This window comes from Actinomycetospora lutea, from assembly GCF_028737205.1.
Classification (GTDB): domain Bacteria; phylum Actinomycetota; class Actinomycetes; order Mycobacteriales; family Pseudonocardiaceae; genus Actinomycetospora; species Actinomycetospora lutea.
On record NZ_JAQZAL010000001.1, the window covers coordinates 161,966 to 186,468 of the forward strand.

A 24,503-nucleotide genomic window follows, 5' to 3' on the forward strand; every position below is an offset into this window, starting at 1 on the left:
GTCACCTCTGACGGTTACCAGGCGAGGTCGGGAGGCGCGGTGCGCGCGGTGCAGGTCGTCCGGCTGGACGGGCCGGAGGCGGTCGAGGTCAACGAGGTGGAGGAGCCGGCGGCCGGGCCCGACCAGGTCCTCATCGACGTCGAGGCGGCCGGCGTCGTCTTCCCCGATCTGCTGCTCACGCGCGGCCAGTACCAGATGCGCCCCGAGCTGCCGTTCCTGCTGGGCAGCGAGGTCGCGGGCACCGTGCGCGAGGCCCCCGACGGCTCGGGCTTCGCCGCGGGCGACCGGGTGGCCGCGCTGCCGGTGCTCGGCGGCTTCGCGACCACGGTCGCGGCGTCGACCGAGACCGTGTTCCCGCTGCCCGACGGGGTGTCGGCGGACGTCGGGGCGTGCCTGCCGATGAACTACCTCACCGCGCACTTCGTGCTCGAGACCCGCGCGCACCTGGCGGCGGGGGAGACCGTGCTGGTGCACGGCGCGGCCGGCGGCGTCGGCGTCGCCTGCATCCAGTTCGCGAAGGCCCGCGGGGCGACGGTGATCGCCGTGGTGTCCTCGGAGGCCAAGGGCGAGGTGGCCACGGCCGCGGGCGCGGACCACTGGCTGCCCGTCGAGGGGTTCAAGGACGCCGCCAAGGAGCTGACCGGCGGGCGGGGCGTCGACGTCGTGGTCGACCCGGTCGGCGGCGACCGCTTCACCGACTCGCTGCGCAGCCTCGGCGACGACGGCCGGCTCGCGGTCGTCGGCTTCACCGCGGGCGAGATCCCCACGGTCAAGGTCAACCGCCTGCTGCTCAACAACACCTCGGTCGTCGGCGCGGGCTGGGGCGCCTACGCCTCGAAGCGCCCGGGCTTCATGCGCCGCCAGTGGGACGCGATCCGCGACGACGTCGCGAGCGGGCGGCTCGCCCCGCCGATCAGCGCGACCTACCCGCTCGCGCAGGCCGGGGCGGCGATCGCCGAGCTGGCCGAGCGGCGCGTCACTGGCAAGGTCGTCATCCACCCCGGGGAGCACTGAGTGGACCTCGCGCACACGCGCACCGGGGCGGGCGAGCCGGTCCTGCTCCTGCACGGGATCACCCACCGCCGCCAGGGCTGGGACCTCGTCGCGCCGCTGCTCGCGCGGGAGCGCGAGGTGTGGGCCGTCGACCTGCCCGACCACGGCGAGTCGCCCGACCTCCCGCCCGGGTACACCGGCGACATCGGCCCCCTCGCCGATGCCGTCGAGGCGTTCTGCCGCGCCCAGGGCCTCGAGCGCCCGCACGTGGTCGGCAACTCGCTCGGCGGGCTCGTCGCCCTCGAGCTCGCCGCGCGCGGGACGGTGCGCTCGGCGACGGCGCTCTCGCCCGCGGGGTTCTGGTCGCGCACCGGGCGCCTCTGGGCCCGCGGGGTGCTCGGCGGCGCGCACGCGCTGCTCGCGCCGATCCCGTCGGCGCGGCTGCGGCAGCTGCTCGCCACCCCGGTCCTGCGCACCGCGCTGCTCGGGCTGCTGCTCGCGCACCCCTCACGGATGGATCCCGACCAGATCACCGCCGACCTGCAGGGGCTGAGCCACCCGCGCTCGTCGTTCCGCACGATGCTCGCCCACCTCGACACGTGGACGATCCCGGCCCGTGCCACGGTGCCCACGACCGTCGGCTGGGGCGCCCGCGACCTCCTGCTGCCCCGCGGGCAGTCCAAGCGCCTGCGCCGCGCCCTGCCCGACGCCGCGGTCTACGTGCTGCCGGGCTGCGGGCACGTGCCCATGGGTGACGACCCCGCCCTCGTCGCCGACCTCGTGCTCGCCGCGACCCGCCCGCGGCCGGCCTGATCGTGTGCCGACGCTCTCCCTGACGCGGGCCTGCCGGTTGCGGCGTCACCGACGGCGAGGTGTCAGCGGCGGGACCCATGGCCGTGCCAGCATGGGACCGTGGCCCACGAGAACGAGTGGTACTACTGCCTCAAGCACCATCGGGTGGAGCCCTGGGACGGCTGCCGCTCCGCCGACCGTCTCGGTCCCTATCCGGACGAGGAGACCGCCGAGCACGCGCTGGAGATCGCCCGGCAGCGCACCGAGGCGGCCGACAAGTACGACGAGAGCTAACGGAACCAGCGGCGGTGGGCCCGGCGCGCGACGTCGGTGACGTCGGCGACCAGGCCGTCGAGCTCGGCGCGGAAGCGGGCGGCGGGCAGCGAGACCGCGATCGCGGCACTCACCCGACCGCCGGGGTCCGCGATCGGCGCGCAGACGCAGCCGAAGCCCGGCGCGTACTCCTCGCGGTCGAGCGCGTAGCCGTCGCGGCGGACCCGCGCGAGCTCGGCGTCGTAGTCCGCCGGGGTCGTGATCGTCTCGGGCGTGTAGGCGGTCCAGCCGGGCGCCAGCCGCGCGCGGCGGTCGGGCGCGAAGGCGACCAGCACCTTGCTGACCGCGAGGGCGTGCGCCATCGACGGCGGGATGCGCGCGGGCAGCTCGGGGACGAGCCCGAGGCCCTGGTGCCCGCGCAGGTCGACGACGTCGAGGTGGTCGTCGTCGGCCCACTCGACGAGGTACGCCCACGCGCGGGTGCGTCGGTAGAGCTCGCTGACCGCCTCCGAGAGGACCTCGGGCAGCGCCCAGCGCAGCGCCGGGCGCTCGGTGCCGCCCCATGTGGGGCCGGGACGCAGCCGGTACGCCCCCGCGTCGGTGCGCTCGGCGTGCCCGGAGTGCAGGAGCCCGGTCACGACGGGCAGGACCTCCGCGCTCGTGCGCCCGAGCTGGGCGCCGAGGGCGGCGAGGTCGACGCCCTCCGGTTGCGCGGCGAGCACCCGCAGGGCACGCAGCGTGCCCGGCGCAGCGGGCGCCGGCGCGTGGCGTTCGCCCGATCGAGGCAGCGGCAGGTCGATCGTCACGAGACGTGATCCTCAGGAGCCGCTCGGCCCGCAGGGAACGGCTTTCCTCTGAGGATGGTCTGAGACGTCGCTCCGTCAGGAGGCCTCCAGGAGCTTGCCGCACGACGGGCAACGCGTCGGCGGGTCTTCGTCAGCGAGGCGCCCGCAGTCGTCGCAGACCCGGTGCATCCAGCACGCTGCATCGCCACCGGCGTCGTCGGGGAGCTCCGCGGAGGACCGGTCGGGAGACGTCATCGGCCCATCGTCCCCCGGAGCGGTCGGGGTCGTCAGTGGTTGCTGCCCGGGGTGTCCACGAGCGTCGCGATCCAGAGGCGCGCGAGCCAGTCGGCGTAGTCCTCGTCCGACCAGCCCCGGCCCGCGACGAGGGAGCGCCACAGCGCGCCGTCCGTGGTGGCGTGGAGGACGTCGCGGCACGTCGCCTCCGGCACCGCCAGCTCCCCGGTGGCCGCGGCGGCGCGGGCGTGCGCGCCCATCGACTCCAGGCGGACCCCGTCGATCTCGGCGAGGAACTCGCCCGCCGCCGGGTCGCCGCCGGCCGCGTGCTCGACGGCGAGGCGCAACCCGGCCGTGCGGCGCATGATCGCGGTGTTGACGCGCGCGAAGCGGATGAGCCGGGCACGGAGGTCGGGCTCGTCGAACACCGCGCGCAGCTCGGGGCGCTCGAGCAGGTGGACGTCGAGGTCGTCCCCACCCACGGCGAGGTCCCACGCGCGCCGCAGGAGCGTGAGCTTCGTGCGGAAGGCGGCATAGACCGTCTCCGGGGCCACTCCGGCCGCCGCCGCGACCTCGGCGACGGTCGTCGCGCCGTACCCCTGCGTCACGAACAGCTCGAGTGCGGCCTCGAGGATCCGGCGCCGGTTCTCCCGGGCCTGCTGGGTGCGACGGGTGGAGTCGTAGCGCCTCTTGACGCCGTCGGACATTCGGATACACCCTCTCCGTATTGAAAACAGTCGCACTGTACCGGAGGTCGGGATGACCGAGGTGGAGGAGTTCCTGGACGAGATGCTGCCGCGCCAGCTCGCGGCCGAGCACGCGCTCTGCGGGGGTGACGACGGTCCGCGCGCGCTGACGTGGTCGCAGCGCGACCCGGTGACGCTCTTCGGCGGCGCGGTGCTGCTCCGCCGGGGCTGGGGCGAGGTGAGCGCGGTCTTCCGCTGGCTCGCCGGTCGGCTCACCGAACTGCGCGCGTACGACTTCGAGCTCGTGGCCGCCGGCGCGAGCGGCGACCTCGCCTACACGGTCGGGTTCGAGCACAAGACGCTCGTCGCCGACGGGGAGGAATCGACCTACACGCTCCGGGTCACGCACGTGTACCGGCGCGAGGACGGGCAGTGGCGCATCGTGCACCGCCACGGAGATCGGCCGCCGGCCGACGTCGTGCCGCGCTGAGAACGACGAAAGCCCTGGTCTCGACCCGTCTCCGGGTGTCGACCAGGGCTTCCTGGGTGGGCGATACTGGGATTGAACCAGTGACCCCTACCGTGTCAAGGTAGTGCTCTCCCACTGAGCTAATCGCCCGAGGCGCAGGCGGGAATCGAACCCGCGTACAGGGCTTTGCAGGCCCTTGCCTAAGCCACTCGGCCACTGCGCCACGCTTCCGGAGGTCTTCCGGCTCACCGTGGAGAAGTAGGCGAACGGCCTCCCGAGCGGACGACGGGACTCGAACCCGCGACCCTCACCTTGGCAAGGTGATGCGCTACCAACTGCGCTACGTCCGCGTGTGGCCGGCGGGTTTCGGAGGTCCTGCTCGTCCCGATCCCGCCGTTGCCGACGAAGAGAACAGTACTGCATCGTGCGCCCCCCGCGTTCCCCGGGGGGGCGTGTCAGCTCGGGTCGCTCGACAGCAGCAGGCCGAGCGCGTGCTCCAGGTCCAGCCAGTCGTCCTCGCAGCCGGGCGCGACGATCTCGTGCGTGCGGGTCAGGAACTCCGACACCTCGCGGCTCGCGGCGCGGAAGGTGGCGTGTCCCGAGGGGGAGCTGAGCTCGATCTCGACCGACTCGGCGTCGCCGTCGGCGGGACGGATGCGGACGTCGCCGGCGCCGGCCGCACCGAGGAGCCCGTCGGTGAGGAGGTCGCGGGAGAAGACCCACTCGACCCATCCGGCGCGACCGGTGCGGAACGCCGCCTGCACGGCGTACGGGTCGCGCGTGTCGTACCGCATCTCGACCTGGACGGGCACGGGCGGGTTCGGCGGGCCGACGAGGTCGAAGACCGCCGTGGAGCGGATCGTCGTGTGATCGTTGAGCATGAGGCTGCCTTTCGCACGCTGCTGTCGTCGGGGGAAACGACTGGCGGACGACCCTGTGACGCCGGTTCACCCGGCTCACGCACGCATCACACCGGACGGGCACTCGGATGAGCGCTTACCCGGTTCGGTTCCGTAACGAACCACCCTCCCCGGCCGGGCGTCCACCCCTGCCCCGGGAGCACTAGCCTGACGCACGTCCTGCCCGGCCACGCACACCGGAAGAGAGTGTCGACCAGTGACGGACGCGTCGCGCGGAGTCCCCGAGGTGACTCCGGAGAGTGACGATAGCCGTGACACTGGTGTGACCGATGCCACATTGGTCGAACGGATCAGCGAGCGGAGCGCGGAAGCCCTCGCGCAGCTCTACGACCGCTTCGGACGTCCCGCGTACTCGCTCGCCCGTCGTATCTGCGTGGACGAGTCGTTGGCGGAGGACGTCGTGCAGGAGGCCTTCCTCGTGGTGTGGCGCGATCCGGGCCGCTTCGACCCGGCGCGGGGCACGGTCGCGAGCTGGTTCCTCACGCTCGTCCATCACCGCGCCGTCGACGCCGTGCGACGCGAGGCCACCCGCCGCAAGCGCACCGCCCCGCCGAGCCCCGACGGCGACGACTGGAACATCCCACCCGGCCCCGGCGCCGACCAGGCGGCGCTCGGCGCGGTCGTGGCGGGGAAGGTGCGCGACGCGCTCGCCGAGCTGCCGGCCGATCAGCGCGAGGCCCTGGCCCTCGCCTACTTCGGCGGCTACACGCAGCGGGAGGTCGCGAGCCTCGTCGGCGTCCCGCTGGGCACCGTCAAGTCACGGATGTTCTCCGGGACGCAGAAGCTCCGGGCGATCCTGGCCCCGCACGTCGACGTGGAGGGGGAGAAGTCATGACCCACCGCGCCCCCGACACCCACACCGGCGAGCACGACGCCCTCGCCGTCGGCTGGGCCCTGCACACCCTCGACCCCGACGAGGCGGCCGCGTTCGAGGCGCACCTCGCGACCTGCCCGACCTGCCGGCAGACGGTCGACGACACCACCGCGATCCTCGGCGATCTCGCCGGCGCCGTCGTCCCCGTCGACCCGCCGCCGCGCCTGCGCCGGCAGCTGCTCGACGCGGTGGACGCGGAGCCCGCGCCGGGGTCCGGCACCGGGGTCGACACCCCGGAGGTCGGCCCCGCGGGGGACGGCACGCGTCCCGCCACGGACACGGACACGGACACGGGCACCGGCCCGGAGCCGCGCCGCGACGGCGCCGTCGTGCCCCTGGCGCCGCGCCGTCGCGCCACGCGGTGGCTCGCCGCGGCGGCCGTCGTCCTGGTCGTCGCCGCGATCGGCGGGCTGACCGCCGCCAACCAGTCGCTGCGCGCCGAGCGCGACAGCGCCCAGGCCGCGGCCGCGGCCCAGGCCGAGCGCGAGGCGGCCGTCGCCGACGTCCTGCGGGACGCCGGCTCGCCCGGGGTGTCGCACGCGGTCCTCGCCGGGACGCAGGGCGGGATCGTCGGGCTCGTGATCGACGACGGCACCGGGCAGCGCGTGCTGACCACGGGCCTCGGGCCCAACGACACCCTCACCGAGACCTATGTCCTCTGGGGCCTCGTCGACGGAACCCCACAGCCGCTCGGGACGTTCGACGTCGGGGGGCAGGGCCCGGACGTCCGTTCCGTACCCTCGACTCCCGAGGCGGTGCCGTACGCCGGGTTCGCGGTGTCACTCGAGCCCGGCCGCACGGCGCCCGCCTCGCCGACCAGGGTCGTCGCGAGTGGGCAGGTGGGACGTTGAGCGAATCGGGCGAGCAGTCGACAGCGACCGCGCCGCAGTCGCCGCCGCAGAGCTCGACCCTGACCCCGCCGCCGCGGCACCGCACGATGCGCGCCCGGCTGCGGCTGTTCCGCGCCCGGGTGCGCGCCAAGCCGAAGACGAACAAGGCCTGGCGCATCGGCATCGGGATCCTCGGCACGATCGTGCTGGTCCTCGGCGTGATCGCCATCCCGTACCCGGGTCCCGGCTGGCTGATCGTCTTCGCGGGCCTGGGCATCCTGGCCACCGAGTTCACGTGGGCCGGGCGTCTCCTGCACTTCGCCCGGCGCCACTACGACCGCTGGATGGCCTGGGTCGGCCGCCAGCACGTCGTCGTCAAGTGCCTGCTGGGGCTGCTCACCTGCGCGATCGTGCTCGCGACCCTCTGGCTGCTCGGCGCGCCCTACCTCGTGGCGAAGCTCGTCGGCCTCGGACACTGGACCTGGCTGCAGAGCCCCTTCGCCTGATGGTCTAGGCTCGACACCGCTGCGGGCGATTAGCTCAGGGGGAGAGCGCTTCGTTCACACCGAAGAGGTCACTGGTTCGATCCCAGTATCGCCCACCAGCAAAGCCCCTGGTCACAGGCTCACCAGAGCCATCGGCCAGGGGTTTTCTCGTGTCCGGGGCCCCGATAACGAACATCTGACGAACATGGCTCACGGCGTCACCACTCCTGGGTCCTCCTCGTCGGGGTCGTCGTCGCCGTCCGAGCCCGTCGGCGCAGGGTCGTCGGCAGCCGGCGTGGGCAGATCGCCGAGGGCGTCGAGGATGCGGTCGTGATGCTCGGTGCGCCGCGTGTAGAGCTGCAGCGTCGTGGTCACGTTCTCGTGGCCCATCACCCGCTGGACCATGTTGGGCGGGACGCCGTCGTCGACCAGCCACGTCGCGTAGGAGTGGCGCAGGTCGTGGAAGCGCAGCCCGGCGCCGGCCTCCAGGGCTACCGCCTTGACGGCTTCCTCGTATGACCCGCAGATGGCCGAGTCCTCGCCTCCGTCCTCGTCGGTCCACCGGGCCTCGAACTTGTGGCCGTCGATCTCGGCGACCTCCCCGAGCAGCCCCGCCCGCACGAGCGCCGGCCGCCACACCCGGGACCGGAAGAGGGTGCGGCGCAGCGGCTTGCCCACGGCGTTCGGGAAGACGAGCCCGTGGTCTCCCAGGCCGTACCGGTCGGTGTGCTCGCCGATCATCGTGACGAGCCACGGGGGCAGCGGAACGGTCCGGCGACCGGCGGCGGACTTCGGGAAGGGCTTGAACGCCGTGTTGCCACTGACCTCCACGACCACGCGGATCACCCGGAGCCGACCGGCCTCGAGGTCGAGCGCGTCGGCGCGGAGTCCGGCGACCTCACCCCACCGGAGACCGGCCCAGGCCGTGGTGGCGACGAAGGCGCGGTAGCGCTCGGGGAGGGCCGGGAGCAGCAGCCGGCTCAGGTCCTCTCGCGAGATGACACGGTCGTCGTGGTCGTGCTTGCGTCGCTTCGGGAGCCGGACGTCCTCGCAGGGGTTAAAGGCGATCAGCCGGTTGCGGACCGCTGAGCGCAACACGGCCGAGGTGAGGCGGAACGCTTCGGCGGTCGTGGCGGGGGAGCGGCGGGTCCCGAGCTCGGTCACCCATCCCTGCACCGACAGATGATCGATCTTGCCGAGCTGCCACGTCCCCCACTGCGGGATCACGTGGTTGTGCATGATCGACGCGTCACGGGCCTTCGTGGACGCCTCGTCGTTGCGGCTCGCGAGCCACGCCCTCGCATGAGTCTCGAAGCGCTGACGGCCGGCGTGCGGGTCGACGTAGTTGCCACGACGCAGGGTCGTCGCCATCTCGGCGAGGAAGTCCTTGGCCTCGCGCTTGGTCGGGAAGTTCTTGGACCGCTGGCGTCCCGAGGGATCACGCCACTTGGCCTCCCACCGGCCCCGCGGTGTCTTGTGCACGCTCACGCCGAGGCCTCCAGGTCAGTGAGCCACGTGTGGAAGGCCTCGCAGGGGACGATCCAGCGCCGCCCGATCTGCTTGGCCGGAATCTTCCCGGCGCGGATCAGCTCGTAGGCCGTACCGCGACCCACACCGAGAAGCCCGGCGACCTGGGCCACTGTGTAGACCTGCGGTGCCGGGATGTCGCGCAGCGAGGTCGGGTCCTCCCGATCGCGCAGCTTCGTCAACAGCTCGTGCCCGTTCATGACTCAGTCCTCCCTGATCACTCGGCCGAGGTGACCGAGGTGGTTGTGGGCGGTGGCCAGGTGGCGGCCCGCCACGTCGAGAGCGGCACGGGTGTCGCGGAGTTCGTCCTGGAGCGCGAACAGCGCCGATCGGGTCGTGGCCGCGGTCGTCGCGGTAGCCGGCGGCGTCGGTGCGACGCAGAGCGCCGGCGAGGTGCTCCACGACGTGAGGGATGCGGTGCACGAGCTCGTCGAGGGTGCCGACGACGTCGTAGGCGTGACCGGCGGTCGTGGTCTCGTCGAGGCGGACGTGGTTGGCGGCACGGACGCCCTCGGAGGCGTCGTCGAGGCGGCGGCGCATGGTCTCGGCACTCACGGCTGTTCGCCTCCCGTCTCCGCGGCGGCAGGGACGTCGGCGGCGCGATCGGTGGCGGCGCCGAGCTGGCGGGCGAACTCCCCGGCTGAGCTCGACACCGCCGGGCCGAGCGTGGGGAACGCGGCGAAGAGCAGGACAAGGGTCACGACCCCGGACACGAGCGCCGGCGCGGCGCGGCGACTCTTGATCAGCAGCGCGGTGACGAGCGCGACGATGACGACGATGGCGAGGAGGTTCATCGAGGCACCCGCCGTCCGAAGCTCTGGACGCGGTCGACGTACTCGCCGTAGTCACCGAGGTAGGGCACGCGGATGCGCTCGCAGTCGCGCCCGAGCCCGGAGAGGTACGCGATGCCGGGGTCGGCGATGGCGTGCTCCTGGCCGAGGCGCCGGGCGTCGTCGCCGTGGAGCATCGCGAGCGAGTCCGCGGGGACGCGGAACGAGAGCCGCAGCGCGAACTGATCGCGGGCGTAGCCGCCGCCGACGGCCGTGGCCTCGAAGCGCTGGGCCAGCATGAGCGCTCGGAACGCGGCCTTCCGTCCCTCGCTCAGGAGCCGCAGGATCGCAGTACGGATGCGGTCGCCGACCGGGATGCCGTCGCCACGCTTGGGCTTGGGCAGGCCGTCCGCGGCCCGGAGCAGGCCCGGCACCTCCTCGAGCACGACGAGGACGGTGGGCGTGGCCGGTGTTGGCTCGATCTTGTCCTGGCGCGGCGGGATGTGCTCGAGGCGGCGATCCATCTCCGCGACGAGGTCCTCGAGCAGGACGGCATGAGCGGCGAGATCGCTCGTGCCGACGACTTGGTGAGGACGGTGTGCGGTGTCGTCGAAGGCGCGGCCGAGCAGGAGACCGGTGATGTCGGAGCCGGCGATCAGCACGTCGGGCGCCGCAACGAGCTGGGACAGCAGGCCGTAGCAGAACGCAGACTTGCCCGAGCCGTTCTGCCCCTGCACGGCGAGGTGGGCGGGATCGGCGATGGCGTGGCCGAGCGTGATCCCGCCTTCGGTCCGACCGAGGATGACCGACTCCGCGCCGGCCGCGACCGTGAGGGAGGGAAGTCCGAATCCGTCCGCCAGCGGGTCGTGAGCGAGGACCACGAGTCGCACCCATCGGCCGGCGACGGGCTCGACGCGTAGTCCGTGCCCGCCGAGCGAGTGCGCCAGACGGGGGCCGTTCTCCCTGGCGGTGAAATCGCCGGGCTCCTGGCCGGGCAGCAGCTCGACCGTGAACGACAGGGGTGGTCCGGGTCGGACCTCGCCCACCCGGGGCGTGCGGACGGTGAGCCCGGCCGCGACCGAGACGTAGTGGCAGATGTGCAGGCCCTCGCACGCGGCGCGGAACTCACCCTTTACTGCCGACGCGAAAGTCAGGATCGAGGCCTCGTACTCGCGCTGCGCGCGCCGTGCGCGATGCCGGCCGAGGAAGCCAGGGCCGCCGGCGGTGCGGTGGTTGGAGGGCCGGACCGGTCGGAGGTGATGGAGCTCGGACATGACTCAGGCCCCCTTCTCCTGGCGCTCAGCGCACGCCGGGCACAGCTGACCGTCGATGGCGGGCAGGGCGAACAGCAGCGAGCACCCCGGACACATCGGGTCGGCGTCGACCACGGGGTCCGGGACGCCGGCCGCGCGCTGGCGGCGGATCGCGCGCAGGTCGGCCGGTGTGTGCCCGGCCCAGATGCCGTGCGCTTCGCCGGACTCCACGGCATAGGTGAGGCACTCCCGGCGGACCGGGCAGCGGTTGCAGACCCCGCCGGCCGCGAGGAGCTGACGCGCTGCCTCCGGCGAGGTGAAGTCGTCCGTGGCCGGGAAGAACAGGTCAGGGACGGTGTCTCGGCACGCCGCGTGCTGCTGCCAGCCCATCTCAGGCCGCCTCAGATTCGGCCTGGCGTCGTGACGGGCGCGGGACCGAGCCGGCGGCCGGCGCGATGCCGTCGGCCGAGAACGAGACGTCGACGCCCTTGGCGCCGTTGCGCGCCTGGCGAACCTTCGCCCGCAGGCCGGGCAGCTCCACCGGCGAGTACGGCGTGAGCTCGGGGGCCTCGTGCGACGTGATGCGGACGCCGTGGAGCTCGTGGCGACCGTCGCGGCCGGTCGGGAGCATGACGTCGTAGATGCGCACCGGCGCGCCGGTGGCCTCGTCGATGAGGGGCTGGCCCGAGGAGCGCCGGCCCTGCGGCGTGTCCTCCCAGCGCTCCATGGTCTGTGCGTGGCCGGTGGCGATGGCCTGCAGCTGGTTGGTGTCGATGGGTGCGTTGAACTCGAACATGTCTTCAGGGTTGGCCCGAATCGACACGACCCCGTAGTCCGATACGCCAGTCCCGAACTAGTCCCGAAACTAGTCCCCATCCGCGGAGTGCGTCGTCTAGAATAGTACCGCGCAACAGCGATCCGACGCGGCGGTGATGGCGGAATGTCTGCAACTAACGCCCAGTGCGTACTGAGGGACGCTCGTCGCCGTCGTCATTGGACACAGCGCTTCGTTGCCGAACAGCTCCAGGTTTTGGCTCACCACAAGTACCGCGACAGGTCCGCGGCCGTGAACGCCGACATGGTGTCGAAGTGGGAACGCGGCGAGAAAGGCGTCAGCGCGTATTACCGTGACCTATTGTGCGTGCTGTTCGAGACCGACGCCACGGCACTCGGCCTCTCCATCGCTGCGCCGGCTCCGGCTGCCTCCTCTATGGTCGCCTCCGACGAGCCCGACGCCGACCTCGCAGGAGTCATCAGTGAGACCGATGCCCTCCTCGAGCAGCTCGGGCCAGCAGCAACGATCCTCGAGAGCCGCATGGCGGACGTGTGGAGGGACGAGCTGATGCGCCGCCGAACCCTGGTCAAGCTCCTGGGCCTGGCCCCTGTCGCGCCGGCCGTGTCGCGGCTGGCTGGGCCCGGTTCGCCGGGGGTCAGGGGCTCGGTCCGTGACTTGGACGACCTCGCGGACCGCTACCAGGCCCTCTACCACTCGGCCAGCCCGAGCGCCCTCATCCGGCCGGTGCTTGCGCACCTGGACGCGGTCTCGGATGCCCTACGAGGGACGAAGGACCACCTCGCACGCACCAAGCTCTTGGCGAACCGTGCGCGTGTTGCACTCCTGGCCGGCCGGCTGTCGTTCTTCGACTTCGACGACGCCATGTCCGCGCGGGGCTACTACAACCTGTCTGTCGAAGCCGCTTCCGAAGCCGGCGACAAGCACCAGGCGGCGGCCGCCCTGGGGCACATGGCCTTCATCCCCGCGGCTGAGCACAGCATGACGTCTGCGCTGCAATACCTCGAAGGTGCGCGACAGCAGATTGACCTCGATCCTCACGGACCGCTGAAGTCCTGGGCTTACGCGATCGAGTCGGAATTCCACTCACACGCCGGAGACCACTCGTCAGCGCTCCGTGCGATCGACGCGGCGAAGATCGCCTATTCGCGGTCGTCCATTAACGCCGACCTCCGGTGGTTCGACTACTACGACGTGAATCGCCTCGCTGGCTTCGCCGGCTACGCCAACCTGCAAGCCGGCTGCTACGACGCTGCGGCCTCCGAGCTCACCGAGGCGCTGGACCTACCCCTGTCGGCCATCAAGCAGCGCTCGGTCTTCCTGGCCGATCTCGCGACGGTGCACTACCACGCGGGCGACCTCGAGCAGGCCTGCTCGGTTGCCGTGAACGCGGCGGACGAGCTCCAGCGCGCCGGCTACGCCACGGGTGTTGGCCGCCTGCGGGAGTTCCACGACCTCGTCTCCCCGCACAGCTCGACGCGCGCCGTGCGGGTGTTCTCCGAGCGACTGGGCAGTCTGCAACTCGAGGAGGCCTAGGAGTGACCATCCGCGCCGTCTGGTTCGACGTCGGCGAAGCCCTCATCGACGAGACTCGCGAGTACGGCACGTGGGCGGATTGGCTCGGCGTCCCACGGCATACCTTCTCGGCTGTCTTCGGGGCTGTGATTGCACGGGGCGGTGACTACCGCGAGGTCTTCCAGCACTTCCGACCTGGCTTCGACCTTCAGAAGGCACGCCAGGAGCGGATCGACTCAGGGCTCGGGGAGTATCTCAATGCTCACGATCTGTACAACGACGTCCGGCCGAGCTTGGAATCCCTGCGTGAGGCGGGATACTTCGTCGGAATTGCGGGAAATCAAACCGAAAGGGCTGGAAGATTTATCAGAGAGCTAAACCTGTCCGCTGACATAATTGCCACGTCCGACGACTGGGGAGTTTCGAAGCCGGAAACGGCGTTCTTCGAGAAGTTAATCGCCGTGTCCGGGCACGGGGCAACTAGCATCCTCTACGTCGGTGATCGGTTGGACAACGATATTGCACCCGCTCAGAGCGCAGGCCTGCACACCGCCTTGATTCAACGCGGGCCTTGGGGCATGATCCTCGACGAGGCGACGACCGGTGTAGTACCCGACTTCCGCGTCACAAGTCTCACGGAAGTCCTGGACGTGGTCGTCGACCATGGAAGGAAGCAGCACCGCTAGCTCCGCGTACGAGGGACTGTGTCAGAGGCGGCCAATAGTGTCTTCGAGTGTTCCCGCTTTTTCGGCTGGCGCCATTGAGATGGTCTGTCGCGCCCTCGCTGACGGAGTTACGGGTCCGCAGATTCCGAATCTCATAGCACCACTGGGTCGACTTGACGTGCCAGATGTGCCCGGCGGCACCAAATGGAAGCGGCTCAACAACGCGGTCGTAAGTGCTCAGAATCGGCAAGGCGATGGACGTCCTCTCGTTCGTCTAGTCACAGAGATCATGGCGCCGGTCCGTTTCGCTTCGGTTGCTGAGTTCGAGTCCGTGAGAGGCTCGGTGAACGAGCGTCTGCTCCTCTCCGCGCTAGAAGTAAGGAACGACGGGAAAGTCGGCCGGGTCGGTGCGTCTAGCACGCTGGCTGACGCGCAGCAGCGCGCCAACCGAGTTGCAGCACAGCTTCGGGGGCGAGGGGTCCATCAAGATGTCCTCCACTTCTGTCGCCCTGAGCTATTGCAGAACAACTATTTCCACGCGGTGCTGGAGGCTTCAAAAAGCGTCGCGGAGAAATTGAGGCAACGGACGGGCGCGACGAGCGATGGCGCCGCGCTGGTCGACGCGACGTGTTCGGCTTCGTCGGGCCCGATATTGCGATTCAATAATTTCGAGACCGAAACGGAAAGGTCGGAACAGGCGGGTCTGGGTCTGTTGATGAAGGGCCTCTTCTCTGCCTATCGAAACCCGACAGCGCACGCTCCGAAAGTGTTGTGGGCGACTGACGAAGACGAAGCAGTCGACGTACTCACTTTGGCCTCAATGCTCCATCGCCGGCTGGACCGCGCCAACGTGTAACGGTTTAACGGCGCGGTTAAAGGTCCACTCCAGACGGTCAGCGGGCCACGAGATCTCTCTCAAGAACGTCCTCTCGCGGCGTGCCGCTACTTCCAGCGATCTTCGCTCAGGGCCTGGACCAGGGGCAGCTTGACCAGGCCGCCCACCTACAAAGCCGCAGGGCGCTACTCGACTCGTGTGACGGGGCAAGCTCAAGCACATCACCTGTTTGGAGGCTGGTCATTGGCGAGGCTTCCTGCCTAGACCGGAATCGAACCCGAGTCGAAGCAACCCGGCCTTGATCGGGTACGGTGCCGCGGTGCCGACTTCGATCGCGGACATCGCTGATGTCAAGCTTCTAAAGTTCTTGTGGCACGGAGAAGTTCGTCCTGGACTTCAGTCAATGACGCTCAACAACTTCAACCTCTGCCCCGATCCATTGCATTATGCCGCGTACGACTGGGGTCTAGAGACTCTCGTGAACGGGCTCGCCCGTGACCTGAAGCTCGGGCAATACACCCCACAACGCGCTGAGCTGGTTCGAGGAGCGAAGAACAAGGGCCTCTCTCGGCCTCTGTGCTTCCTATCAACGCGCGACGCTCTCGTGTATAAAGCAATCACTTGGAGCGCACGCACGGGCCTAACCTCAGACGCTGAAAAGTGGGTCGGCTTTCACAATTCGAAAGAAGGCGACGCGGATAGCCCCTTAGTTGACGATAACGGCGACAGTTTTGATTGGTTTCGCTTCTGGCTCGCACGGCAAGGGAGCCTCCTTGAGATGGTCGATGACGACACCGTTGAATACTTCGTTGAGTCCGATGTCGCCAACTTCTACGCTTCCATTAGGCTGGACGCGATACGTGAACACCTGCACGCAAGGGCCGGGCTCGAGAAAGAAGTGGTTCGTCTTTGCGTGCAGTTGATAGATGGCGTCATGCCCAGAAATGACTATTCGGAAAGCTCGCTCATGGGGTTACCTCAAGAGCAGCTGGACTCATCGCAACCAATCGCCCATAGCCTACTCGCGCATGTCGACGCCGAGTTCCGCCCCGAGGGGGAAATGGGCCGGTACATGAGGTATATGGACGATATTCTCATGACCGTACCCACGGTGTCCGACGGTCAAGTCGCTATCGCTCGGTTACAGCGCTCTCTCGAGACTATCGGGCTCTACCCGAACCCATCCAAGACGCAGATTCTAACCAAAGATCAGTATCTCCACGAGTTCATGGTTGACTCGCAGGCGGAGATCGACCGAATTAGCAGTGATCTCGAGAAGCAGACACCGCGTCGAGCACCGTACAACAAGTGGACGACCGAAGAGCAGTGGGAGAGCGTCCGATCCAGCTCAGACCGCCATCGGCTTATGGACCCGAGACCACGTCGTTGGAGTCGAGTCACAGGGCGCTTCTACACCGTGCATCGTGAGATTGGTATGGACGACTGGTGGTGCTACTGGTTCGAAGACATAGAGAATGACCCGGGTACGGCGCCCAAAATTCTGGAATTTGTGCGGTCTTGGCCGTTGACAATCAACACTCTTTACGATCTCTTAGAGCTCAGTAAACGTTACGGAATGCTGTATGCAGATATCAGTATTCTCGCAGCGGAGGTTATAGCGACCTGTCCAAATGCTTACGACGAGGACCTTTGGGCGGAGGTGTCTCGCCTCTGCCGTGACGAGTTCAGTCGTCTCGCCTCGTTGAGTCCAGGCGATCTCAGTTCGGAAAGGATGGCTGCCGCTTGGCTGATTGCATCGTGGAAGTTCTCCGATTGGGACTCAAGACAGGCGTTGATTGACGCGCTCCCGGCCGATCTTAGCTCTGTGTCTCCGATTAGGGCGCACGCTCTTCCTCTAGTTGCGGCGCAAGGAGTCGTGCCCATTACGGAGTGGATTGCGGTGCGGCCCGGTCTCGACTGGGAGACGACGCTCACTGCCGAGTATCTGAGAAGTCTAGAGGGTGGAGAAAAGGAAGCTATCCTCTCAGCTCTCAAGCTGACTCGCGCTAGGCTCCAGCTAGCGCCACAGCGATTCACTGTTCTGCCTCGTTCGATTCCACTCCTCGACATCCTCGGTCGAGTTGCGCCAAATGATCTGGCGGAACTGGCTCCGAAAACGCTCCGAGCTCTACGCAAGAACTTGGCTCGGTTACGAGACGAGAGACTAGAGGTCTTAGTGGAACGATGGCGTCCGTAGGTCCGAGTCCGTGCCACTTGCAATTGGGTCTTAATCAGTCAATCTGAGTTTCAACGGGGGCGCTTCAGTGGTAGCGATTGACGCAGAACAACTAGGTGAAAGTTCCGGCCAAGAGCCGGTCGAGATTCTCATAAAGAAGCTTGAAGATCGATCGTTCAAGACCTACAAGCATCGGCTATTCGCCTACGGCCGCCTACACTGGCTCAATCAGTTCACGAATAACTTGCTAGTCGCGTTCTCGACATCCACGACGATCGGGTCTGTGGGAATGTTGGCGGATCGGAATATGTACGGATCGGGGGGAGATGCGCTTATGGTTGCGCTAGCGATCCTGTCTCTCGTCGCCTCCTTGGTCGTTGCGAGTTCTAGCTATGGAACAAGGGCCAAAGCGATGGAAACCACCTATAAGCAGCTCCAGAGGTTGTCCGTGGAGGCAGAGAATCTCCGCCACGGATTCCTGGCGGAGCCTCAGCGGAGCGCCGAATTCAAAAGGCTTCAACGCGAGTATTACAACCTCATCGAGTCATCGGAGAACCACACAGATGGGGACCATGCACGCATGGAGAAAGGGAAGCAGCCTTCTCTCGGCTGGGCCTACAGCTTGTTCGTCGTGCCTGGCGCTCTACTAGTCCCCTTCGCAGTTTGGTTTGTAGGAGGTCTTTAGGAAGGGTTCAATCGGTGTTGCTCGGTCGCCAAAATGTGCATCCCTCGGCTTACGGTGTTCGGTGCCCACCGCTCGAGCCGCCCGAGGTGGACCCTGTTCAGATGCACCCCGGTGCACGCAGCCCGTGCACCCTGGGCGGGGCCGACGGACTCGGAGATACCTCGACGGCGGCCCCTTGAGGAAGCCGACGAGGGCACGCTGTGCGGCACGTTCCTCCTCGGGGAGGAGCCTGCCGCGTTCCTTGCGGTGGTGGTAGCTCGTGTTATCGCGCAGACGCGCGATGGTCTCACTTGCATTCAGATGAGGCTCCTTCGCGTTCGCGGCGGGTGGCGTCCTGGTGGGGTGGGGGTCGCTGGAGGACGGTGACCCCGTCGACCTCAGCATCAGGACCCGGACCGGCTTGACGAGCTCGACCAGCAGTCGGCCGGCATGGTGGGCGTCGGGGCTGCGACGATCTTGCGCTCTGTCGACAGTGGGTCTTCGCGATCCCGCGTGGGCTGAGAACCATGGCGTTGACGCGGGCGATGATGATCTGGAAAGTCATGGCTGGTCGCCCCGAGTCGCGATCGGGCTGCCAGACCAGTCACGCCGAAGGGCTGACCCCTCCCGGCAGAGCAGCTACGGTTCCGCCATGGACTATCGGCAGCTGTTCTCGGAGCCGGGCCTACTCAATGAGTTCCTGGACCGGTTTGAGGAGCTGGCGTCGAGCATATCGACGGAGCGCAGCGGCCTCGAGGCTCTTGACGGCGGGCCAACAAGGGAGCAGGCCGCCGAGGCGGCGGCGAGCATGTCCGAGGGGACATGGAGGTCCCGTGACAGCGGGCTGGAAGCGATAATTAAGCGATTCACCCGTCCCGTCTACCTAATCCGAGAATCGACATTCACAGCTGTTCCGGATAGCATACCAAACAGCGTCGAAGTCGCACGCCGACTCCATGCCTCACGAACGCTGATCGAGGCGGCCATACCCAGCACGGGCCGCATCGACGTGCGGAATCACCGGCTGAGCTGGCTAGGCACGGCCTGGATGGTCGGCCCAACTATCGCTGTGACGAATCGCCACGTCGCTGAGGAGTTTGCGCGGGCTCACCAGAACCTCTTTCTCTTCCGGAGGAGCGTCAACGGCAGCGTCGTTCAAGCCGTCATTGACTGGCGGCGGGAGTACCTCCGGTCGGCGGTGTCGCGGTTCCGTGTCAAAGAGGTGCTCTGGATCGAGCCCGATACCTCTTTCGACGTGGCACTCCTGCGGATTGCTGATCGGGGAGAGGACGACGAGTTGCCGCCGCCGCCCATCAGCCTGATGAGCGAGGATGAGCTGCGGCTCGTCGGGGTGGGCGCCTGGGTCGCCATCATCGGCTACCCAGCGCAGGACAGCCGCAACGACCTCGGTGACCAACAGCGCATCTTCGATGGCATCTATAATGTGAAGCGATTGGCGCCCGGTCGGCTGACAGCAATCACCAGGGACGGCCTTGCGTACCACGACGCGACCACCCTTGGCGGCAACTCCGGGTCGGTCCTTCTTGAACTGAGCACGGGAAAGGCAGCGGCGCTCCATTTCGGCGGCATTGAGGGCGAGGGCAATAACGCCGTACAGGCTCCTGTTCTGTCCCAGATCGTAGATGATCATGGCACCTAAAGGGCGCCACCAGCGTGATCCCAACAGTGCCGAGCGTCAGGTAAGCGCGGCTAGCGCGGTAACTCCCTGGTGGGAGGACGAGGCCGCGAATTGGACGCACGGTCGGCACGGCCGGATGTTGGACCTTTTGACAGCGGCACTCGGACACCGTACCGACATTGAGGTATTCGCGCGAGCAGTCAGTTTGGACTGGAGTGCTGCGCCAGACGGGACCGCGCCGATTCGGGACGCATGGCTATGGGTGCTCCAGCGGACTGCCGACGCAAGGCGGATTCCCGACCTCATCGCGGAGATTCTCAATCATCCCAAGAGCAGAACGTTCCACTCTTCCATCTACGGCCTGCTCGGTGACAGCTCCTCTATTGTAGACGCCAAGCGTGCGCTTCGCCACGGGCTGGATTCGTTGTCGGAAAACCAAGATAGCTTCGGAGATCACATCCGCGCGGCCGCACCCGTACTGCCCGCCACACCGGTAGGCAGCCTCGAAGCGATCACCTCGCCGCCGTCCGGCCTAGGTGATCCCAAGGCCTATGCGCAAGCGATTATGAGCGCGACTCGGCGTATCGCTATGATCGAGGTACACGGCCGACCACGCGGTACCGGCATACTCGTCGGGCCAGACCTACTTCTCACTGCGGCGCATGTACTTGACTCCAGGCACTGGCCGCCGTCCGAGCCAATCGAAGTCGTCGCCGTATTCGACTATCTCTCGAGGTCCGGACGCAGTCCAGCGGAAACCGGCACACGGGTCAGCGTCAGCGAGTTTCTATGCGGAAGTCTGCCAACCGAGTCCGAGGCGAACGGGGATGTCTTGGACTGGGAAGCCCCAAGCAACCGTCTCGACTTCGCGCTGCTCCGGCTAGCGAGTCGCGTGCCGGACGCGCCCGAAGACCCCTTGCCTCGCGGGCACTACACCCTGCGTCCCGAACCTTACGCGTTTGACCAGGCCCCGTTGCTGTTCATTGTGCAACATCCGTTGGGCGAGTTCCAGGCGATCTCCTATATCCGGCAGGCGCCACAGTGCAATGACAACGGGACCCGGATCAGATACCGAGCCAATACGTTGCTCGGTTCATCGGGTTCGCCCGTCATCGACGCTGTCGGTCGACTGGTCGCGGTCCATCACTACTCAACCACTGGGACGAACCAAGCGGTGCCGGTATCCAAGATCGCACAGTCGATCATGGCTGGCCCATGTGCGCCGTTACTGGACACAGGCAGCGGCACAGGATCGGTTCGCAGAGGTGAAGCGATTCGGATAACCTCCCCCGAAGAGCTCCAACGGTGCGTCGTCGGTCTATCCCGCGAGGGCGGGGAGCAACATCGTACAGGATTCCTTATCGCGCCATCAACCATTCTGACGACAAAGCATTCGCTGACCGACTCGACCGTCGGTGCCCCATACAAAGTATCCCTCGGCGGGCGAGAGTTCCCGGCGCGTGTGACCTTCGTCCCGAAAGAACTTGACGTCGCCGTCCTCGAAGCAAGCGAGCCGTCGCAACACTGGCTCAGGTTCGATCGATCTCCAGCTATCGGCGATCGGACGCTCGCCTTCGGATTCCCAGGCGGCCATCCTAAAGGGAAGCACTTCAGGGCGACGATTGAAGGCCCAACCGAATTCGGCGGTACCCTCCTGCTGACGTTCCACGGAGAAAAGTCTACCGAAGACTTTAGCGGTGCACCGCTATTCAATCTGGACAGGAATGGCGTGTGCGGCATAGTAACTTCTACCGGAAGAGATCAACTCGATACTGTTGGCTGGGCCGTCCCGGTTGCAAGCGTACTTGAGGTCTTGCCGAGCGTGCGCGAACTGGGCTGGAGACACAACACGTCTGAGCCTCATGGGGGCAACGGCCACACGTCCACAAACGAAAAGATTGACCTGCTTGCCAGGGAGGTCCTCGCTGGAGACGCTATCCTTATAGTCGGCGACGTTCTAGATTCGGCAACAAACTTGGGGCGAACTGCCGTTGACAGGTATGTACACCAACATCTATCGCGAATTCCAGACCGCGAGTTGAAACGCATCGCGCTTCTCAACTACCTGCGATCCGAATCGAGGCCTTCCAGCAAATCATATGAAACCATTCCCAAGCTTCCCTTTACTACCGTAGTAAGCCTACACCCGGATGCACAACTGGAGCAGGCACTCTATTCATATCGAGCCGTAACGCTAGGTGATGATCTACGCCAGTCCGAGCTAGGCGTCGGAAAGCGAGACCTATATCTCTTCGGCGGTAGCGTACTCTTTGGGAAGGGGCTCATCCTAAACCAGGACGACCGGGATGATCTCCGTGAACGTTACAACCGACTTAACCAAGGATTTCGGGTGCGCCTAGCCATGGCCCCGATTCTCTTACTCGGTTGCAAACTGGCGACGGACTGGACTATCCGGCGACTCCTTCATGACATTCTTAGGCATCGGACGCCGCTTGACGGCAAGATATTTGTTGCCTCCAACCCTTCTGACTGCTCGCCGGTGTTACCCGGCGAATTTACTGTAATTGATGCTTCGCCTGAGGAACTGCTACTCGGGCTACAAGAGGCAATCGCGGGCCGGCGTCCCCTACGGCTGCGCACGTGGGTTGACACATTTCCGAAGCACACCGGCTTTCGATACCTTGATCACTTTACCGAGGACGATCGAAGCGTCTTCTTCGCCCGTGAGCAGGACTGCGAGGCTTTGCTCCAGGTCGTTCTCTCATCCCCGAGCAAGATATCAGTGCTTTGCGGTCGGTCTGGGGCCGGAAAGACCTCCCTGGTCTTAGCAGGCTTGCAGCCTCTATTGCACAGTCAAACACACATGCGCGTCAAGTACCTCCGTAGCACAGCCGATCCTCTGCAAATGCTGGAACGCGCCCTAATAGAGATGCTGGACCTCGGATCGGGCTACTCAATTAGCGCGGACCCGTCCTTCGAGCGGCTTAAGAACCGACTCGCTGGGCTCTCCAGCCCTATTCTGTTCATCATAGACCAACTCGAAGAGGCCTTTGTCAAGGGCGGGAAGGAAGAAACCAGGAGATTTCTCGCAGCGATCGACGATCTACTTGCACTGAACTGTTTACCAGCTCGGTTCCTCTTTGTCGCGCGCGAGGACTTTCTTCATGAACTCGCAGGCGACCGCACAAGCAGCAAGTCGACATTAGCCTCCGTCTATCGGTTGGCCGACTTTGACCACGCAGACGCCTCTGCCGTTGTTAGGCAGACAGCAACCGCAATGGGTTGGGAGTGCGAGCCAGGATTTCTAAGAGCGATGCTGGAAGACCTCTCGCCTGACAGAATCCTGCCTGTCCACCTTCAAATTGTCTGCCATAGAATCCAGCAGGAATCGACGCATCTCGCAAAGTTCGACGCCTCTACGTATCACCGCTTGGGGCGCGCCTCGACAATCCTCCGAAACCATGTCGACCACGCATTGGAGGGCCTCTCAGGCTCGAGTATCTCACAAATCAGAAGCGTCCTCGCCGCAATGGTAACCAGCCGCGACACGAAATTTCTCCTAACGGATGAGCAAATCGCCGGGAGAAGTGGCCTACCGCTCGAGTCTGTTTCGATAGCTCTTCTAGAGCTTATTCATGAGTTCCGCTTGGTCCGCGAAGTGCAACTCGACCAGGTTCGCTATGAGCTAGCGCACGAGTCACTTGTCTCCGCCGTCCTAGAGTGGCTTGATGCATCTGACCACAACTTGAGAATCGTACAAGATATCATCGATCAAGATGTTGTTCTCGCGAGACGCGATCCCAGTCACGTAATTTCTACCGATCGTCTTTCTCTTATTGAGGCCGTGCTGGACGAACTCGACATGGGCGAAGACGCACTCAGCCTGGTGGCTAGTTCGTTCTGCGTAACCGGTTCGATTCCCACCGCGATCCTGGACCGAATAGCTCAACTATCAGAACGACAGCAGGTCGAATCGCTCTGGGTCCGTCCTGTAGCGTCCGATCCGCATCAGTTCGAGGCTGTGCTGCGTTCCGCTGTGAGCGAAGCACTCCCGGAGTATGACGCTAGCGATCTTCCAGATACCCAACTTGCACTAATCAGCGAAGCGATCCAGACCGGTGATGCCCAGATACTCGTCAGGCTTCTTCGCTTTTTAAGGCTTACGACAGAACATCAGACCTCAATTTTGGAGCGGGTCGCGAGCGGAGGAATAGCGCTCCGAAGCCTTGCAGATTCTGCGCTCCCTGACTCCCTTCTCTTACTCGCTCGCTACGCTGCTCAGTCGTCGAGCCCAAAAGTTCCTTCTCGGCGACTAGGACTGCGTCTTATTCTTGAGCATATAGACCGTCAGATTCTGTCGGCGGACGCAGCATCAGACTGTATTGCCTGCTTCGTCAGCAAGTTCTCGATAGACATCCGACGTGCTGACGCGATCCGGGTGGTTTCCGAGTTTCTCGCCGACGGCCTGGGGCCGCGCAACCCGACCATCTTCGGTCCTGCCCTTCGTGCATTAGCAAGCAAAGGCCGGCGCCCGATGACCGGCGACCGATTGCTCACGGATCGAGAGGCGGTCTTCGTCCAAGACGCGGTCGCGACCGCTCATCCCAGCCAGGCCATCGCGATTTGCGGGGCGCTGCTTGGCAACCTGCTCGACAGCGACCAACGCCAGCTACCTTCGTTGAACAGCCTAGGCCGTTTCATTCTGGCTAGGTTAGCGAGCCTATCGGGCGGGCGCCACTACATCGATCGTTGGCTCAGCCGTGACCTCGCTGGCGCTAGGCTATTTGCGGGCGCGCTCAGCTGGTCCGTAAAGCTTCCCGAATTTCGCGAAATGCCGCCGAATATGAGATTCAGCGTGGAACGCGCGATTGAAGAGTTTAACTTCGGGCCTACACTCACTTACCGTCTAAACGAAGTCATTCTATCCGGCTGGGATATTCTTCCGTCAAACAATACTGCGAGCGCCTGGAGAAGTGAGCCGACCGAGGACGAACTCGAGGAGATCGAGGAATGGCTCGGTGTGGATCTAAATAGTCGGCTTCTCGAAGATGTCGAGGAGCTTATAGGTTATCTCGATGATCTCGAGCTCCAGTCGCTGGCAGCTCACACGACAGACGACATCGAGTCTCAAGTTCCTGAATTGCCTCGCTTCGATGCAGACGTGCAAGCGTGGGGTGACCACGAGCAACGCGATGCCGATCTTGATATCTCGAACGAAGAGTGGAGGAACTTTGCGCGGGAATACCTTGATTGATAAAGCGCTGCAGGATCGGCTCGCCGACGGCAGGCTTCTACCACTGGTTGATTCCTCATTGGACGGTGAGTCCGGTGGGCACGCTGTGTCGCGCCGACACGCATTTGTTC

Annotated in this window: 23 protein-coding genes and 4 tRNA genes; 15 read left to right on the forward strand and 12 right to left on the reverse strand. The window is 66.1% G+C overall.

What is annotated here, in order from left to right; all coding sequences use genetic code 11:
- Positions 1 to 39: 39 nt before the first annotated feature.
- From PHK61_RS00835 to PHK61_RS00845, 3 genes are all read left to right on the forward strand, one after another.
- Positions 40 to 1,014: an NADPH:quinone oxidoreductase family protein gene (locus PHK61_RS00835; RefSeq protein WP_274279065.1), complete on the forward strand. Its 975-nt coding sequence runs from the start codon at positions 40 to 42 to the stop codon at positions 1,012 to 1,014.
- Positions 1,015 to 1,806: an alpha/beta fold hydrolase gene (locus tag PHK61_RS00840; protein WP_274279066.1), complete on the forward strand. Its 792-nt coding sequence runs from the start codon at positions 1,015 to 1,017 to the stop codon at positions 1,804 to 1,806.
- 99 nt (positions 1,807 to 1,905) lie between these two features.
- The gene (locus PHK61_RS00845) at positions 1,906 to 2,079 is read left to right on the forward strand and encodes a hypothetical protein (RefSeq protein ID WP_274279067.1); all 174 of its coding nucleotides are present in this window, start codon (positions 1,906 to 1,908) and stop codon (positions 2,077 to 2,079) included.
- Here the strand turns inward: PHK61_RS00845 and PHK61_RS00850 are convergent.
- Both PHK61_RS00850 and PHK61_RS00855 read right to left on the reverse strand, forming a co-directional pair.
- Positions 2,076 to 2,864, reverse strand: a complete 789-nt coding sequence (locus tag PHK61_RS00850; RefSeq protein WP_274279068.1) for an IclR family transcriptional regulator — start codon at positions 2,862 to 2,864, stop codon at positions 2,076 to 2,078. The two genes, PHK61_RS00845 and PHK61_RS00850, sit on opposite strands and share 4 nt — an antisense overlap.
- A gap of 266 nt (positions 2,865 to 3,130) precedes the next feature.
- Positions 3,131 to 3,784, reverse strand: a complete 654-nt coding sequence (locus PHK61_RS00855) for a TetR family transcriptional regulator (RefSeq protein WP_274279069.1) — start codon at positions 3,782 to 3,784, stop codon at positions 3,131 to 3,133.
- A 52-nt stretch (positions 3,785 to 3,836) separates the two neighbouring features.
- Between PHK61_RS00855 and PHK61_RS00860 the strand changes: the two genes are divergently transcribed.
- Positions 3,837 to 4,253, forward strand: a complete 417-nt coding sequence (locus tag PHK61_RS00860) for a nuclear transport factor 2 family protein (protein ID WP_274279070.1) — start codon at positions 3,837 to 3,839, stop codon at positions 4,251 to 4,253.
- Positions 4,254 to 4,310: 57 nt separating this feature from the next.
- Here PHK61_RS00860 and PHK61_RS00865 read toward each other — a convergent pair.
- The 4 genes from PHK61_RS00865 to PHK61_RS00880 form a co-directional block, all read right to left on the reverse strand.
- Positions 4,311 to 4,382, reverse strand: a tRNA-Val gene (locus PHK61_RS00865).
- A 1-nt stretch (position 4,383) separates the two neighbouring features.
- Positions 4,384 to 4,455 (reverse strand) — tRNA-Cys (locus PHK61_RS00870).
- Positions 4,456 to 4,509: 54 nt separating this feature from the next.
- Positions 4,510 to 4,582 (reverse strand) — tRNA-Gly (locus PHK61_RS00875).
- A gap of 105 nt (positions 4,583 to 4,687) precedes the next feature.
- On the reverse strand, positions 4,688 to 5,113 hold the full coding sequence (locus PHK61_RS00880) for an SsgA family sporulation/cell division regulator (protein ID WP_274279071.1): 426 nt from the start codon (positions 5,111 to 5,113) through the stop codon (positions 4,688 to 4,690).
- A gap of 301 nt (positions 5,114 to 5,414) precedes the next feature.
- On the opposite strand from PHK61_RS00880, the gene PHK61_RS00885 reads away from it, so the two are divergent.
- The 4 genes from PHK61_RS00885 to PHK61_RS00900 all read left to right on the forward strand — a co-directional run bounded on the left by PHK61_RS00885 (position 5,415) and on the right by PHK61_RS00900 (position 7,460).
- Positions 5,415 to 5,987, forward strand: coding sequence for an RNA polymerase sigma factor (locus PHK61_RS00885; RefSeq protein ID WP_274279072.1), 573 nt, complete (start codon positions 5,415 to 5,417; stop codon positions 5,985 to 5,987).
- Complete coding sequence (locus tag PHK61_RS00890; RefSeq protein WP_274279073.1) at positions 5,984 to 6,877, forward strand: anti-sigma factor domain-containing protein; 894 nt, start codon at positions 5,984 to 5,986, stop codon at positions 6,875 to 6,877. Before PHK61_RS00885 ends, PHK61_RS00890 begins: the two co-directional genes overlap by 4 nt.
- A complete protein-coding gene (locus PHK61_RS00895; protein ID WP_274279074.1) occupies positions 6,874 to 7,362 on the forward strand; it encodes a TIGR02611 family protein in 489 nt (162 codons plus the stop codon). The genes PHK61_RS00890 and PHK61_RS00895 overlap by 4 nt, the downstream gene beginning before the upstream one ends.
- 23 nt (positions 7,363 to 7,385) lie before the next feature.
- Positions 7,386 to 7,460 (forward strand) — tRNA-Val (locus tag PHK61_RS00900).
- 91 nt (positions 7,461 to 7,551) lie between these two features.
- Here the strand turns inward: PHK61_RS00900 and PHK61_RS00905 are convergent.
- The 6 genes from PHK61_RS00905 to PHK61_RS00930 form a co-directional block, all read right to left on the reverse strand.
- Complete coding sequence (locus tag PHK61_RS00905; protein WP_274279075.1) at positions 7,552 to 8,829, reverse strand: tyrosine-type recombinase/integrase; 1,278 nt, start codon at positions 8,827 to 8,829, stop codon at positions 7,552 to 7,554.
- Entirely contained in the window at positions 8,826 to 9,068 is a 243-nt protein-coding gene (locus PHK61_RS00910; protein WP_274279076.1) for a helix-turn-helix domain-containing protein, read from the reverse strand. The genes PHK61_RS00905 and PHK61_RS00910 overlap by 4 nt, the downstream gene beginning before the upstream one ends.
- Positions 9,069 to 9,419: 351 nt before the next feature.
- Positions 9,420 to 9,662 carry a hypothetical protein gene (locus tag PHK61_RS00915; protein WP_274279077.1) on the reverse strand — a complete coding sequence of 81 codons (243 nt, stop codon included), beginning with the start codon at positions 9,660 to 9,662 and terminating at the stop codon, positions 9,420 to 9,422.
- On the reverse strand, positions 9,659 to 10,912 hold the full coding sequence (locus tag PHK61_RS00920) for a hypothetical protein (protein ID WP_274279078.1): 1,254 nt from the start codon (positions 10,910 to 10,912) through the stop codon (positions 9,659 to 9,661). Before PHK61_RS00920 ends, PHK61_RS00915 begins: the two co-directional genes overlap by 4 nt.
- Before the next feature lie 3 nt (positions 10,913 to 10,915).
- Positions 10,916 to 11,281 (reverse strand): WhiB family transcriptional regulator, encoded by a 366-nt coding sequence (locus tag PHK61_RS00925; protein ID WP_274279079.1) that lies wholly within the window; start codon positions 11,279 to 11,281, stop codon positions 10,916 to 10,918.
- A gap of 1 nt (position 11,282) precedes the next feature.
- A complete protein-coding gene (locus PHK61_RS00930; protein ID WP_274279080.1) occupies positions 11,283 to 11,687 on the reverse strand; it encodes a hypothetical protein in 405 nt (134 codons plus the stop codon).
- Positions 11,688 to 11,957: 270 nt separating this feature from the next.
- Between PHK61_RS00930 and PHK61_RS00935 the strand changes: the two genes are divergently transcribed.
- From PHK61_RS00935 to PHK61_RS00965, 7 genes are all read left to right on the forward strand, one after another.
- Positions 11,958 to 13,220: an NsdA family TPR-like regulatory protein gene (locus tag PHK61_RS00935; protein WP_274279081.1), complete on the forward strand. Its 1,263-nt coding sequence runs from the start codon at positions 11,958 to 11,960 to the stop codon at positions 13,218 to 13,220.
- Between the two features lie 2 nt (positions 13,221 to 13,222).
- The gene (locus PHK61_RS00940; RefSeq protein WP_274279082.1) at positions 13,223 to 13,885 is read left to right on the forward strand and encodes an HAD family hydrolase; all 663 of its coding nucleotides are present in this window, start codon (positions 13,223 to 13,225) and stop codon (positions 13,883 to 13,885) included.
- 322 nt (positions 13,886 to 14,207) lie between these two features.
- Positions 14,208 to 14,720, forward strand: coding sequence for a TIGR02391 family protein (locus PHK61_RS00945; RefSeq protein ID WP_274279083.1), 513 nt, complete (start codon positions 14,208 to 14,210; stop codon positions 14,718 to 14,720).
- A gap of 298 nt (positions 14,721 to 15,018) precedes the next feature.
- Positions 15,019 to 16,896: an RNA-directed DNA polymerase gene (locus tag PHK61_RS00950; RefSeq protein ID WP_274279084.1), complete on the forward strand. Its 1,878-nt coding sequence runs from the start codon at positions 15,019 to 15,021 to the stop codon at positions 16,894 to 16,896.
- Positions 16,897 to 16,963: 67 nt separating this feature from the next.
- Entirely contained in the window at positions 16,964 to 17,560 is a 597-nt protein-coding gene (locus tag PHK61_RS00955; RefSeq protein ID WP_274279085.1) for an SLATT domain-containing protein, read from the forward strand.
- 631 nt (positions 17,561 to 18,191) lie between these two features.
- Positions 18,192 to 19,199, forward strand: coding sequence for a trypsin-like serine peptidase (locus PHK61_RS00960; protein WP_274279086.1), 1,008 nt, complete (start codon positions 18,192 to 18,194; stop codon positions 19,197 to 19,199).
- Between the two features lie 241 nt (positions 19,200 to 19,440).
- Positions 19,441 to 24,393, forward strand: coding sequence for an nSTAND1 domain-containing NTPase (locus PHK61_RS00965; protein ID WP_274279087.1), 4,953 nt, complete (start codon positions 19,441 to 19,443; stop codon positions 24,391 to 24,393).
- The last annotated feature ends 110 nt before the right edge of the window (positions 24,394 to 24,503 follow it).